Source organism: Curtobacterium poinsettiae (assembly GCF_025677645.1).
Taxonomy (GTDB): Bacteria; Actinomycetota; Actinomycetes; order Actinomycetales; family Microbacteriaceae; genus Curtobacterium; species Curtobacterium poinsettiae_A.
The window spans coordinates 1,087,250-1,099,687 of record NZ_CP106879.1 but is presented as its reverse complement, the minus strand read 5'-3'; the positions used below and the strand labels follow the sequence as shown (position 1 = coordinate 1,099,687).

The following is a 12,438-nucleotide window of genomic DNA, read 5'->3' as shown; positions in this document are numbered from 1 at the left end:
CAGGTCACCCGACCTCTTCTGCTCACGAAGGACGTTCGCCGAGCGGCTGGTGCACCATCCCGCCGCCGAGGGTGCGCAGGTCGTCGGTCGGCAGGGCAGCACGGGCGTCTGCATCGAGCACCGCGGAGGCGTCGTCGAGGGGGTGGAACCCGATGCGCTCCCCGGCGGACAGGTCAGCCGGCGACCCGGTGTTCCGCGACAGGGCCCAGACCACGTGGTGCCCGGGGTCACGGAGCGCCACGGTCGCGAGCACCAGGCGCGTCAGGTCGTCGGGCGAGGTCCACATGAGCAGCGCCCGGGTCGTCGGCGGCAGCGCACCGAACGCACCGATGCGCGCGGACACGATCGACATCTCGTACCGATCGACGAACAGGCTGCCGAGCAGTTCCATGGCCGCCTTCGTCACGCCGTAGTACGTGTCCGGACGGGGCAGCCGGTCGCCGGTCACGCTCCCAGGCTGGTCGAGGGGTTCGGGCACCAGCCCCACTGCGTGGATCGAACTGGCCTGCACGACCCGGAGCACGCCGGCGGCGGCCGCCCGTTCGAGCACGTTCTTCGTGCCGGTCAGGTTCGCCGCGATCAGATCGTCCCAAGCGGCCTCGGTCGGGATGCCCGCCAGGTGGACCACGGTGTCGACCCCGGCGAGCGCATCGTCCAGCGCTGCCGGGTCGTTCACCGAACCGGGCACGAACCGTTCCCCGGCGCCGATCGGATCGTGGGGCTGCTGTTCGTCGAGCAGCACGAGGTCGTGTCCCGCGGACCGCAGGCGAGGACGCAGGGCGCTCCCGATGCGACCCGCGGCTCCGGTGATGAGCAGCGTCGCCATGCCGCGGACGCTACCCCCGGCGCGCGAGCAGCGACCTCAGCTGTACGACCGCGCCGAACGCCGGGGTGTCGAGGTCGGACTTCGTCCACCGGACGACCGCCCAGCCGAGTCGTTCCATCTCGCGGTAGCGGCGGAGGTCACGGCTCCACTGCTCGGCGTCGGTCCGATGGTGGTCGCCCTCGTACTCGATGACGATGCGCCGCTCCGGGTAGGCCATGTCGACGCGGCCGACGAACCGACCGACTTCGTCGAGCACGTCGACCTGCAGGTCGGGCTCGGGCAGCCCCGCGCGGACGATCGCCAGTCGTGCCCGGGTCTCCTGGGGCGAGCCAGCACCCACCCGCACGAGCTCGAGCGCGACCCGCAGTCGTCGGACACCCGATCGTGCGCCGGCCAGGGCGACGGCGGCAGCGAGGTCGTCGATCGTCGTCCCACACCGTCGTTCCGTGACGATGGCGTCCCCGAGTACGACGAGCTGGTCGACCGAGAGCACGGCGCCGCAATCCACCCACAGCGCCGCGGGCGTGCTCGTCGGCATCCCCCACCGCTCCGTCACCCGGGCACGGTCCGGTGTGATGCGGTGCCCGACGACCCCGCGGCGTCGCGGTTGTGCGATCGGCACGGGACTCGTGACGTGCACCGGTCCGTCGTCAGCGAACGGGACCGGCAGCTGCCAGAGGACCGCCGCCGAGACGTGACTGATGAACTGCCCGGGAACCAAGACCGGCCGGAACGCCCGGATCCGGTGAACCGGATCGGGCGGACGGTCACGTTCCCATCGGATCGACCGGGTCGGCCGGATCAGGTCACGCCGTCGGAGACGTTGTCGGGAGACGCCCGCGCGGTCGGCGGCACCGACGTCGAACGTGCGCCCGCGCAGCGGTGTCGGAAGTGGTCGTGCTCGCATGACCACCACGTTCGCGCCCCGCGCCCGCCGCCCGCGCGCCGAACGCGACTTCTGTGCACAACGCGCCCCGGGCCTCCCGCGTGGAGGACCAGGCACGCGCAGATCGTGAGCAGAAATGGTCGGGTCGCCGCCCCGCACCCGACCATTTCTGCTCACGAAGCGAAACCCCCACCGCGACCCGCCGCCACCGCCCACGACACCGCCCGGCCCATGTCACGTCAACCGCTACGATCGACGCACGAGCCAACGGAGGTCGAAGCGCATCATGGGAGACGGCAAGCCCGCGACCATCTACGACGTCGCCGCACGCGCCGGGGTCTCGAAGTCCCTCGTCTCCCTCGTGCTGCAGCGCTCCCCCCGGGTCAGCGACCAGCGCCGGGCAGCCGTGCTCAAGGCCATCCAGGAGCTCGACTACCGCCCCTCGACCGCGGCCGTCTCCCTCGCCGGCACGCGCAGCCGCACCATCGGCGTGGTGCTCGACGACTTCCGGAACCAGTGGTTCGTCGACCTGCTCACCGGCCTGCGCGAGAGCCTGCAGGACCAGGGGCACCGGCTCGTGGTGGCCGACCGGTTCCTCAACACGGGGCTCGATGCCTCTCCGGTCGAGGGCTTCCTGTCGATGCGCGTCGAGGGCATCGTGATCGCCGGCGAACCCACCACCGACCTCGCGATCCCCGCCTCGATGCCGCTCGTCATCGCCGGCGGCCGCGTCGCGATCCCCCGCGCCGACACCGTGGCGAACGACGACCACGCCGGTGGCGGCATCGCGGCGCACCACCTGCTCGACCTCGGCCACACCCGCCTCGGGTTCGTCGGTGCGAGCTCGGCGGCCTCGTCCGAACGCCGGTCCGGGTTCGAGCAGGCCGCGGCGACACGTGCGTCCGTCGTCACGACGGTGCTGCCCGGCGAACCCACCGAAGAGGCCGGTTCCCGCGCCCTCGGCATGCTCCTCGACGAGCACCCGGACGTCACCGCCGTCTTCGCCGCGAACGACGTGATGGCCCTCGGCGCCCTGTCCGAACTCGCCGAACGCGGGTTGCGCGTCCCCGAGGACGTCTCCGTCATCGGCTACGACGACACCCCGGTGGCGGCGATGCGGTACGTCGGCCTGACGAGCATCGACGACCGCAGTGTCGAGATCGGCCGTGGCGCCGGGGAGCGCCTGCTGGCCCGCATCGCCGATCCACGGATGGCCGCCTCGGAACTCCTCGTCGAACCCCGCCTGGTCGCGCGACGCACCACCGCCACGCGCTGACGGCACCCCGGACGGGAGGCCCGTCCCACCTCCGACCCGCCCGCTTCGTGAGCAGGAATGGTCGGGTCCAGGGCCCGTACCCGACCGTTTCTGCTCACGAAGTCGTGCCGGGCGGCTCCGCGTGCTGCACGATCCACGAGTGCATGACGATCGCCGCGGCGGCCGAGGCGTTGATGCTCCGCGTCGACCCGAACTGCGTGATCTCGAGGTGTGCGCCGGCACCGGCGACCGCCTGCTCGGTCAGCCCGGGGCCCTCCTGCCCGAACAGGAACACGCAGCGCTCCGGGATCGTCGCGGTCTCGATGCGCTCGGCACCGGGGGTGTTGTCGATGGCGACGACGGGACGCTGCTCCTCGGCCATCGCGGCGAGGAACGCCTCGACGTCGGGGTGGTAGCGGACGTGCTGGTAGCGGTCGGTGACCATCGCCCCGCGCTTGTTCCACCGGCGTCGCCCGATGATGTGCACGGTGCCGGCCAGGAACGCGTTGGCGCTCCGGACGATCGAGCCGATGTTCAGGTCGTGCTGCCAGTTCTCGATCGCCACGTCGAACGCGTGTCGTCGGGTGTCGAGCTCGGCGACGATCGCGTCCATCGACCAGTACCGATAGCGGTCGAGCACGTTCCGGGAGTCCCCGGCGGCCAGCAGCTCCGGGTCGAGCCTCGGGTCGTCCGGCCAGGGTTCCGGGTGCGGCCCCACCCCGTTGGTCGTCAGCTCGTGCGACGGTTCGGGCGCAGTGGTCACCCGACCAGCGTACGGCCGGGCGCTGCGTCAGGCGGTGCGGACCCCGTGGGCGATGCGCGACTCGATGCCGGCGATCAGGATGTCGAGGCCGAGCGCGAACCGGTCGTCGTAGGAGTGCTCGCCGAGGATCTCGCCCACCAACCGGTGCCGCTCGGGTCGGCCGGCCTCGGAGTCGCCACGTCCGACCTGCACCCCGGCGTGCCCGACCACGAAGTCGTACACGACGAAGAAGGTGTACATCGCCTCGGCCGGCGGCAGCCCGGCGTCCTGCAGAGCACCGACGACCTTCGCCACGACGGCGTCGGACTCGGTCGAGGCGAGCGGGGCGCGCTGGCTGTGCGACTCGAGCACGAGCGGATGGGTCCGCATCAGGTCACGGAACGTCGTGGCGAACGTGCGGACGACGGCGTGCCACTCGTCCGGCCAGACGAAGGTGGCGGTGAACTCGTCGACGGTGCGGCGGACGAGCTCGGCGTGCAGGTCGTCCAGGCCGCCGATCGTCCGGTGCACGGTCATCGGGGCGACCCCGAGCCGCACGCCCAGCGCCCGGAAGGACAGGCGGTCGAGGCCGTCCTCGTTCGCGATCGTCGTGGCGGCGTCGATCACCTGCTCGCGGGACAGCACGTTCGGGCGGCCTCGGCGTCGTCGCGGCGTCACCTCGAGCTCCGTCTCCGACACCGTGGCGGGTCGGGGCGCGGCGGACGGGGTTCCGGGTTCGACGAGCACGAGGGGGCCTCCTTGATTCGGTACGTGTCCCGAAAAGCGTAGAGCAAAAGCCGACCGCGGTTCGGTGTCTCGACCTTCTCGGGTCTCGGAGCAGCGCGCAAGAGCCGCCCCGGGCCTCCCGGCCCTTTCCGAGCCGGCCACGAGCAGGCCACGAGCCGCCCACGAGCCGGGCCTGAGCCCCTGCGCAGTAGGGTGATGGCCATGGCGACCCGAGACGACGTCGAGTGCTGGCTGACCGACATGGACGGCGTGCTCGTCCACGAGAACCAGGCACTCCCGGGGGCCCCGGAGCTCATCCAGCAGTGGCTCGACGACGGCACCGAGTTCCTCGTGCTGACGAACAACTCGATCTTCACGCCGCGCGACCTCAGCGCCCGCCTGCGGAGCTCGGGCCTGCACGTGCCCGAGGAGCGGATCTGGACGAGTGCGCTCGCGACCGCCGACTTCTGCAAGTCGCAGATGCCCGGCGGCTCGGCGTTCGTGATCGGTGAGGCCGGCATGACGACCGCCCTGCACGAGGCCGGGTTCATCATGACGGAGACGGCTCCCGACTACGTCGTCGTCGGCGAGACCCGCAACTACTCGTTCGAGGCGATCACCAAGGCCGTCCGGCTCATCCGCGCGGGCGCCCGCTTCATCGTGACGAACCCCGACGCCACCGGCCCGAGCGCCGAGGGGGTCCTGCCGGCCACCGGCGCCATCGCGGCGATGATCGAGAAGGCCACCGGCAAGCAGCCCTACGTGGTCGGCAAGCCGAACCCGATGATGTTCCGCTCCGCGATGAACCGGATCGGCGCGCACTCCGAGAACACCGGCATGATCGGCGACCGCATGGACACCGACGTGCAGGCCGGCATCGAGGCGGGGCTGCACACCGTGCTCGTGATGACGGGCATCAGCGACCAGGCGGAGATCGACCGGTACCCGTTCCGCCCGAGCGAGGTCATCTCCGGCGTGCACGAGCTCGTGCGCACCGAGCCCTTCGAGGTCGAGCTCTAGCCGGAGGCTCGCGACCGCTCGCGACCGCTGGCGACCGCTCGCGTCGCCCGCGGCCGCTACCGGGCGTCGACCCCGGCGCCGGAGGCGACCGCGGCACCCGCCGCAGCCGGTTCGTGGGACGCCCCACGGGCCTCCAGGGCGAAGGCCGCCATCGGCGGCACCGTCCGCCACCGCTTCGCGAGCCGACGGGGCCGGTCGTCGTACCAGGCGATGATCCCGCCAGCGACGATGCCGAACGCGAGCACCCCGAACGAGAACAGCCCGATCAGGCCGAGCAGGGTCAGCTTGCCGAAGTCGCCCGTGTCCGCCGTCGCCGAGAACCCGATCGACCCGAAGTCCCAGAAGGCGTGCAGCAGCACCGGGGCGAGGAGCGACCCGGTCAGCCGACGCGCGACGTACAGCGTCGACCCGAACGACGCCGCGAACACGACCTGGACGAGCGTCGGCCCGATCCCGGCACCGGCGAGCGCGTTGAGCAGGTGCAGCAGCCCGAACAGCGCGCACGACAGGGCCCACACCCCCATCTCCGGCAGCCGCCGCCGCAGCCCCACGAGCAGGGTGCCGCGGGCCATCAGCTCCTCGAAGACCCCGACGAACAGCACCCCGACGGCGAGCAGCACGAAGTAGTGCGCCGGCAGCGCCGTCCAGTCGATCAGGGGCAGCCGGACGACGCACACCACGAGCACGAGGATCGGCGCGAGCATCGTCCACCGCAGCCGTGTCCGGACCGGGTCGACCGTCGCAATCCGCCACCAGCCGAGCGCCGTGACGAACAGGGCGAGTGCCGCGACCGCGATGCCCTCGGGGATGACGAGGGCGTGCACGACGCTGTCGACCGTCTGCCCGAGGGTCGCGTAGTCGTCGCTCGGCCGTGACCGCCAGGCGCTGATCGCTGCGAACACCACGATCGGCGCGAGCCCGAGCAGCAGCGACGGCGGCACCGGCCAGCGACGGCGAGGGGCTCGGACGGAGGCGGTGGTGGTCATCTGCTGGTTGTACCAGGCGGGACGTACGATTGGCGGTATGCGCCTGCCATCCCTGTCCACCATGGCAGAGGACTACGTCAAGCTCGTCTGGAAGGCCAGCGAGCGCGGCGGACCCGGCTTGGCGACGCGCGACATCGCGGCGTCGCTGAAGGTGTCGGCGTCGACGGTGTCGGGCAACCTCAAGAAGCTCGACCGCGACGGCCTGATCGAGCACACCCCGTACTACGGCGTCGTGCTCACGCCGCTCGGGCAGCAGGTCGCGGTGGCGATGGTCCGGCGGCACCGGCTGATCGAGACGTTCCTGGTGGAGCGGCTCGGCTACTCGTGGGACGAGGTCCACACCGAGGCCGAAGCCCTGGAACACGCCGTGTCGGAGCAGTTCCTCGACCGGGTCGACGCCGACCTCGGCCACCCGACGCACGACCCCCACGGTGACCCGATCCCCGGTGCGGACGGCATCGTGCCGGACTCGCCCGGCACGCTCCTCGGGGCGATCGAGCCCGGTGCGTGCGGCACCGTCGACCGGGTCTCGGACGACGACCCGTCCCTGCTGCGGTACTTCGACGAGCTCGGGGTGGGGCTGGGGACGCACCTGCGGGTGGAGCGGGTGCGGGACTACGCCGGCGTCATCGCGGTGTCGCGGCGGGCGACCGACGGCTCGGAGTCCCTCGTCGACCTGCCGGCGGCGGCGGCGTCGTCCATCTGGCTCGCGCCCGACGGCGACTGACCGCGCTGCGCGCGCTGGTCGGCTGGTCGGCTGGTCGGCTGCCACGCATGCGTTGGCCGGCCGGTCGAGACACCCCGCTCACGTTCGCTGAGGGGTCAGGAGCTGTCACCCGGGAGCCCCGCAGCCGACGGTTCGCGACCACTCGGCGCCCAGCGCACGGGGTGTCGTGACCGCACCGCGGCCCGCGAACGCGCGTGGCGTCGGACGGGAGGCCCGGTGCCCCGCCGCCACGCGCCTCCCGTCCGCCGCCCCCATCGGTCACGACACCCCGCTCACCTCCGCCGAGCGGTCACCATCTGTCGCCCGGGAGCCCCGCAACCGACGGTTCACGACCACTCGGCCCCCCGCCCACGGGGTTTCATGACCGCGCGACGCGCCCGCCCCACGCCCGCGGCGGCGACGCCTCGCGACCACCCGGCGCTCCCGGCCGGGCGCGCCCGCCGGCCCTACCCCTTGACGGAGCGCGTCCGGCCGAGCGCGACCTCGCGCCGAGCCCGTTCGAGGGCGAGCGCGGATGCCGCATCCGGGTCGTGCAGCAGCCGTTCGGTCTCGTGCACGTGCTCCCGGACGGCGTCGGTCCCACGGTCGGCCGCCGCGGCGAGGACCGGTTCGACGACGACCTCGCCGAGTCCCACCAGGGCACGCGACAGGCTCAGCCGACGCTCGCGGTCCCCGACGCCGAGCTGCACGGCGAGGGTCCGCGCGAGCGACGCCCGCTCGTCGTCCGGCACCAGTGCGACGGCCGTGCGCCACGCCGCGCGGAGCACCTCGTCGTCGCGGTCCTCGAGGAGCGGGCGCACCGCGGGCCACGCGTCCGGGTCCCCGATCTTCGACAGGGTGTGGAGCGCCTGGCTGCGGGCCTGCGGCTCGGGGCGCTCGAGCTCGGGCAGGACGCGGGCCACGACGTCGTCGGCGGGGTGCCGGGTGAGCGCCCACGTCAGCATGTCGCGGACGAAGAAGTCCGGCTCCACGGCGCACTGCGCGACGAGCACCTCGAGGTCCGCGGGGTCCGGGGTGGTCCCCGCGGCCATCACGGCCTGCAGCCGGGCGGAGGATCGCGGGTCGGCGAGGGCATCGCTGAGCGTGGTCATCACTCCATCGAAGCCCCTCGCGCCGGGGCCGTGTCAAGCATCGGGGCATAGCGTCGGGAGACGTGCGGTTCGCTCCCACCGCACCTCCGACCACGAAAGGACCTCCGTATGCCCCGCATCGGTACCAGTGACCTGCACGTGTTCCCCCTCGCCCTCGGCGGCAACGTCTTCGGGTGGACGGCGGACGAGTCGACCTCGCACCACGTCCTCGACGCCTACACCGCGGCCGGTGGCGACTTCATCGACACCGCGGACGTCTACTCGGCCTGGGCGCCGGGCAACTCGGGCGGCGAGTCCGAGCGGGTCATCGGTTCGTGGCTGCGCGCCTCGGGCAAGCGGGACGACGTCGTCATCGCGACGAAGGGCTCGCAGCATCCGGAGTTCCAGGGCCTCGCTGCGGACACCGTCGCCGCCGCTGCCCGCGCGAGCCTCGAGCGCCTCGGCACCGACCGGATCGACCTGTACTACGCGCACTTCGACGACCAGTCGACCCCGCTCGAGGAGACCGTCCGCGCCTTCGACCAGCTCGTGCAGGACGGGCTGGTCCGCTACACCGCGATCTCGAACTACTCGAAGGACCGCGCCGCGGAGTGGATCCGCATCGCGACCGAGAACGGCCTCGCCCAGCCCGTCGCCATCCAGCCCCACTACAACCTGGTGACGCGCCAGCCGTACGAGGCCGAGATCGCACCGCTCGCGCACGAACACGGCCTCGGCGTCGTGCCGTACTTCTCGCTCGCCGCAGGGTTCCTGACCGGCAAGTACCGCTCGAAGGACGACTTCGCCGGCAAGGACCGCGAGGGCCAGGTGTCCGGCTACTTCACCGACGAGGGGCTCGCCGTCGTGGACGCGCTGTCCTCGATCGCCGACGCACACGGCTCCGAGATCGCGACCGTCGCACTCGCCTGGCTGCAGGCGCAGCCCGACGTCGTCGCACCGATCGCGAGCGCCCGGAACACCGAGCAGCTGCCGGCGCTGCTGGCCTCGGCGGAGCTCGAACTCACCGCCGACGAGCTGCAGACGCTGTCCGACGTGTCGGCGAAGGTGCCAGCGAGCGCCTGACGCCGGCGCATCTCAGCCGATGCGCGTGCATGTTGCGACATCCCACTCGTCGTTCGACGGGTGGGATGTCGTTCGTTGCACACGCATTCGCTGCGTGTGCATGTTCCGACAGACCACCGGTCGATCACGGGGTGGAACGTCGCAGAACAGGTGTGACCCGCCCCGACCGCCGGACGCCGACGACCGACCCGCCTCGCCTACGCCCCCGGCGCCAACGACCCGGACAGCGGCTGCCCCGACGACCGCGTCACGAAGCACGAGATGAACCGGTCACCCTGGTCCCACGTCGCCTGGTCGGGCGCGTAGGACCCCTGCACCTGCACGTCGCCCACGGCAGCGGCGGCCGAGGCGTTCAGCGCCGTGTCGGACTGGCACTGGTCGGCGGCCTGGGTCGCCAGGGCCTCGGCGCCCGGGTAGGTGTCGCCCTCGACCGCGAGCCTCGCGGTCAGCTGCCCGATGTGGGGCGTCGCGCAGTCCACCACCGTGAAGGTCTGCGACCACGCGTTCGTGAACGGCGACAGGCACTCCCCTCCGGCCAGGTCGGTCCACGGGTGCTCGCCGGGCAGGGCCGGGGTCGTGGCGAACTGCAGCGTGGCGGACGGTGCTGCGGCGTCACTCGACTGCGAGGCCGACGCCGACGGCGCAGCGCTCGGTGTCGCCGGCGCCGACGAGGCAGCGACCGGCGACTTCGTCGGCACGGCCTGGTCGGCGATGTTGTTGCCGAGGATCCACTTCGACAGCAGGAACACCAGCACGATGAGCACGAGGATCAGCGCGATCGAGCCGTAGATCAGCAGCTGCTTGCCGCGCTTGCCCTCGTTCCGCAGCCGCGCGAAGCCCTCGTTGATGAAGTTGTCGCGGTCGCCGGACTGCCGGTCCGGACCGCCGGCCGGCCGTCCGGCAGCAGCGGGCGCGGAGGCAGCAGCAGGAGCGGCAGCCGCCGCGGGCACGGCAGCCGCCGGCATCATCCGCGTCCCGGTCTCCTCCGGGTCGTAGCCCGTGCCACCGAGCTGCCCGACGGCCTCGGTGCCGAACAGGTCCTTGATGGCGCTCGTGTCGCTGGTCTCGCGGCCGTCCCACTCGGACTGGTCCAGGTCGTCCGGCGCCGCGGCCGGCAGGGACTCCGGCTGCGGACCGGTGTCGTTCCCGCGCAGCCCGAGCACGGCGTCGAGGTCCTGCCCGACCGACGGCGGCAGGTGCGCCGGGTACTCCTGTGCACCGGCGGGTTCGACGAGCGGCGGCGCGGCGGTCGGCGGCGCGGTCGCGTCGGGCTCGGACCACCAGGGCGTGCCGGCAGCCGGCATCGCGGTGGTCGGCGCGTCGGCCTGGAGGCCCTCGGTCGCGTCCGGCACGTCGTCCCCGGCGGACCCACGGGGCGCGTCCACGGCCTCGGTCGCCTCCGACGGAGCACCAGCGGCAGCAGCAGCGGCACCAGCGCCAGCGCCGGCGCCAGCGCCAGCGCCAGCGCCAGCGCCGGGAGCGGCCGGGGGCACCACCGGCGGCACGGGGACCGCGGGCGGCACCGGGTAGGTCCGCGGCGCCTGCGGCAGCCCGGTGGCCGGGGTGTCGACCTCGCCGGCGACGACCTCGTCCTCGTCGTCCAACTCGTCGGCGAGCGACCAGGACCCGGCGGACAGCGCGGTGGTGTCGAACGAGTCGGTGGTCAGCGTCGCCGGTACCTCGCCGGGCTCGTCGTCGCCGATCGCCCAGTCGAACGGCCGGTCGTGCGCGCCGGTCTGCGTGGGGACCGGCCCGGTGCTGGTGATGCGCAGCAGGTCGGTGAAGGTCGGCGGCTCCTCGGTCGGGGGCAGCACGTTCTCGACGCCGACGGGTTGCGGGGCAGCGGGCGCAACGGACTCCGGGTGGTTCCCGGTCGCGCGCCCGAGCCAGTCGACATCGGCGCGGCCCTCGCCGAAGGGATCCACGCGACGACGTTCGTCCTCGATGGCCTTCGCCGCGGCGGCACGTTCGTCGCGGTGCGTCTGCGCGGTCGGCAGCACGATCGACGACGGGTGCGGCGCGGTGGAGTCCGGTGGGACGTCAGCGGCGGCCGGGATCCGGTCGTGCAGTGTCGAGCGCTCGTGCTCGACGACGGCGTCGGGGTTCTCGGAGGGGGCGAGCAGCTCGGGCGGCATCGAGATGGCCTGGGTCGCACCGTCGTCGAGCGCCGGAGCCGGAGCGGGCGGCACCGGCGCAGCCGCAGCAGGAGCCGCAGGCGCGGCGTCCTCCGCCTCCCCCTCGGCCACGAACGGCTCGGGCAGCGGTGCGCCGGTCTCGCGGGCGGTGCGCTCGGCCGCACGGCGCTCCCGCCGCGACGGCCAGTCCTCCTCGCCGCGTGGAGCCCCGAAGATGTCCGCAGCGCTGCGGAGACCGTGGAACGGAGCGTCCGATCCGGACGCACGCCGAGCCTCCAGGCCGTCGTCCCCGTCTGCCGGGCCGGCGGTGCCGTCGGGTTCGCGTGCGTCGTCCGGACGCTCCTCGGTCACGCGGTCAGCCCCAGATCAGCCAACCCGATGGCCGCGAAGTAGGGGTAGCCGGCCGCCTCGATCGTCTCCTTGGCACCGGTGTCCCGGTCGACGACGACCGCGACGGCGGCGACGATCGCGCCCTCGCGCTCGAGCGCTTCGGCCGCCTTGAGCGGCGAGCCGCCGGTGGTGGAGGTGTCCTCGAGCACGACGACGCGCTTGCCCTTCAGGTCCGGTCCCTCGACCTGCTTGCCGCGGCCGTGGTCCTTCGGCTCCTTGCGGACGACGAAGGCGTCGTAGGTCAGGCCCCGGGCGGCGGCCTGGTGCAGGACGGCGCTGGCGATGGGGTCGGCGCCCATGGTCAGGCCACCGACGGCGGAGACGTCCGGCACCTGCTGCACGAGCTCGGTCATGACCTGCCCGATCAGCGGCGCGACGCGGTGGTCCAGGCTGACCTTCCGCAGGTCGATGTAGTACGTCGCCTTCTTCCCGCTGGTCAGGGTGAAGTCGCCGTGGAACACCGCTTCGGAGGAGATGTACTGGATCAACTGTTCGCGCGCGTCGGTCACAGCGCACAAGGGTAGTCGTTCGGGCCCGCAACGCGCTCCCCCAGCCTGTGGGCCGCGGGGTGCCGGCACCGAGGCGGCCTCGG

The 12,438-nt window shown here is 72.8% G+C and carries 12 protein-coding genes; 4 read left to right on the top strand and 8 right to left on the bottom strand.

Annotated elements, in window-relative coordinates; translation table 11 throughout:
* Positions 1–22: 22 nt before the first annotated feature.
* Both OE229_RS05465 and OE229_RS05460 read right to left on the bottom strand, forming a co-directional pair.
* Positions 23–826: an NAD-dependent epimerase/dehydratase family protein gene (locus tag OE229_RS05465; protein WP_182064630.1), complete on the bottom strand. Its 804-nt coding sequence runs from the start codon at positions 824–826 to the stop codon at positions 23–25.
* 10 nt (positions 827–836) lie between these two features.
* Positions 837–1,448 (bottom strand): endonuclease domain-containing protein, encoded by a 612-nt coding sequence (locus OE229_RS05460; RefSeq protein ID WP_262136838.1) that lies wholly within the window; start codon positions 1,446–1,448, stop codon positions 837–839.
* 550 nt (positions 1,449–1,998) lie between these two features.
* On the opposite strand from OE229_RS05460, the gene OE229_RS05455 reads away from it, so the two are divergent.
* Entirely contained in the window at positions 1,999–2,988 is a 990-nt protein-coding gene (locus OE229_RS05455) for a LacI family DNA-binding transcriptional regulator (RefSeq protein ID WP_262136837.1), read from the top strand.
* Between the two features lie 94 nt (positions 2,989–3,082).
* Here OE229_RS05455 and OE229_RS05450 read toward each other — a convergent pair whose 3' ends face one another.
* Both OE229_RS05450 and OE229_RS05445 read right to left on the bottom strand, forming a co-directional pair.
* Positions 3,083–3,730: a TrmH family RNA methyltransferase gene (locus OE229_RS05450; RefSeq protein WP_262136836.1), complete on the bottom strand. Its 648-nt coding sequence runs from the start codon at positions 3,728–3,730 to the stop codon at positions 3,083–3,085.
* 27 nt (positions 3,731–3,757) lie between these two features.
* On the bottom strand, positions 3,758–4,456 hold the full coding sequence (locus OE229_RS05445) for a TetR/AcrR family transcriptional regulator (protein ID WP_182064626.1): 699 nt from the start codon (positions 4,454–4,456) through the stop codon (positions 3,758–3,760).
* Between the two features lie 201 nt (positions 4,457–4,657).
* On the opposite strand from OE229_RS05445, the gene OE229_RS05440 reads away from it, so the two are divergent.
* Positions 4,658–5,455 (top strand): HAD-IIA family hydrolase, encoded by a 798-nt coding sequence (locus OE229_RS05440; RefSeq protein WP_111234866.1) that lies wholly within the window; start codon positions 4,658–4,660, stop codon positions 5,453–5,455.
* Positions 5,456–5,511: 56 nt separating this feature from the next.
* Here the strand turns inward: OE229_RS05440 and OE229_RS05435 are convergent, their stop codons facing one another.
* A complete protein-coding gene (locus OE229_RS05435) occupies positions 5,512–6,441 on the bottom strand; it encodes a CPBP family intramembrane glutamic endopeptidase (RefSeq protein ID WP_209133035.1) in 930 nt (309 codons plus the stop codon).
* Positions 6,442–6,478: 37 nt separating this feature from the next.
* Here OE229_RS05435 and OE229_RS05430 point away from each other — a divergent pair, with 37 nt between their 5' ends.
* Positions 6,479–7,168, top strand: a complete 690-nt coding sequence (locus OE229_RS05430) for a metal-dependent transcriptional regulator (protein ID WP_259580361.1) — start codon at positions 6,479–6,481, stop codon at positions 7,166–7,168.
* Between the two features lie 446 nt (positions 7,169–7,614).
* On the opposite strand, the gene OE229_RS05425 is transcribed toward OE229_RS05430, so the two are convergent.
* A complete protein-coding gene (locus OE229_RS05425; protein WP_262136834.1) occupies positions 7,615–8,259 on the bottom strand; it encodes a HEAT repeat domain-containing protein in 645 nt (214 codons plus the stop codon).
* Between the two features lie 108 nt (positions 8,260–8,367).
* Between OE229_RS05425 and OE229_RS05420 the strand changes: the two genes are divergently transcribed.
* Entirely contained in the window at positions 8,368–9,321 is a 954-nt protein-coding gene (locus OE229_RS05420; RefSeq protein ID WP_209133031.1) for an aldo/keto reductase, read from the top strand.
* Between the two features lie 197 nt (positions 9,322–9,518).
* On the opposite strand, the gene OE229_RS05415 is transcribed toward OE229_RS05420, so the two are convergent.
* Positions 9,519–11,807: a septum formation family protein gene (locus tag OE229_RS05415; RefSeq protein ID WP_262136833.1), complete on the bottom strand. Its 2,289-nt coding sequence runs from the start codon at positions 11,805–11,807 to the stop codon at positions 9,519–9,521.
* Positions 11,804–12,355, bottom strand: a complete 552-nt coding sequence (gene pyrE, locus OE229_RS05410; protein ID WP_110858775.1) for an orotate phosphoribosyltransferase — start codon at positions 12,353–12,355, stop codon at positions 11,804–11,806. The genes OE229_RS05415 and pyrE overlap by 4 nt, the downstream gene beginning before the upstream one ends.
* Positions 12,356–12,438 lie beyond the last annotated feature (83 nt).

Coding starts and splice junctions, on each gene's coding strand:
- OE229_RS05465 (WP_182064630.1), bottom strand. CDS start 826: ATGGCGACGCTGCTCATCACCGGAGCCGCGGGTCGCATCGGGAGCGCC.
- OE229_RS05455 (WP_262136837.1), top strand. CDS start 1,999: ATGGGAGACGGCAAGCCCGCGACCATCTACGACGTCGCCGCACGCGCC.
- OE229_RS05440 (WP_111234866.1), top strand. CDS start 4,658: ATGGCGACCCGAGACGACGTCGAGTGCTGGCTGACCGACATGGACGGC.
- OE229_RS05435 (WP_209133035.1), bottom strand. CDS start 6,441: ATGACCACCACCGCCTCCGTCCGAGCCCCTCGCCGTCGCTGGCCGGTG.
- OE229_RS05430 (WP_259580361.1), top strand. CDS start 6,479: ATGCGCCTGCCATCCCTGTCCACCATGGCAGAGGACTACGTCAAGCTC.
- OE229_RS05425 (WP_262136834.1), bottom strand. CDS start 8,259: ATGACCACGCTCAGCGATGCCCTCGCCGACCCGCGATCCTCCGCCCGG.
- OE229_RS05420 (WP_209133031.1), top strand. CDS start 8,368: ATGCCCCGCATCGGTACCAGTGACCTGCACGTGTTCCCCCTCGCCCTC.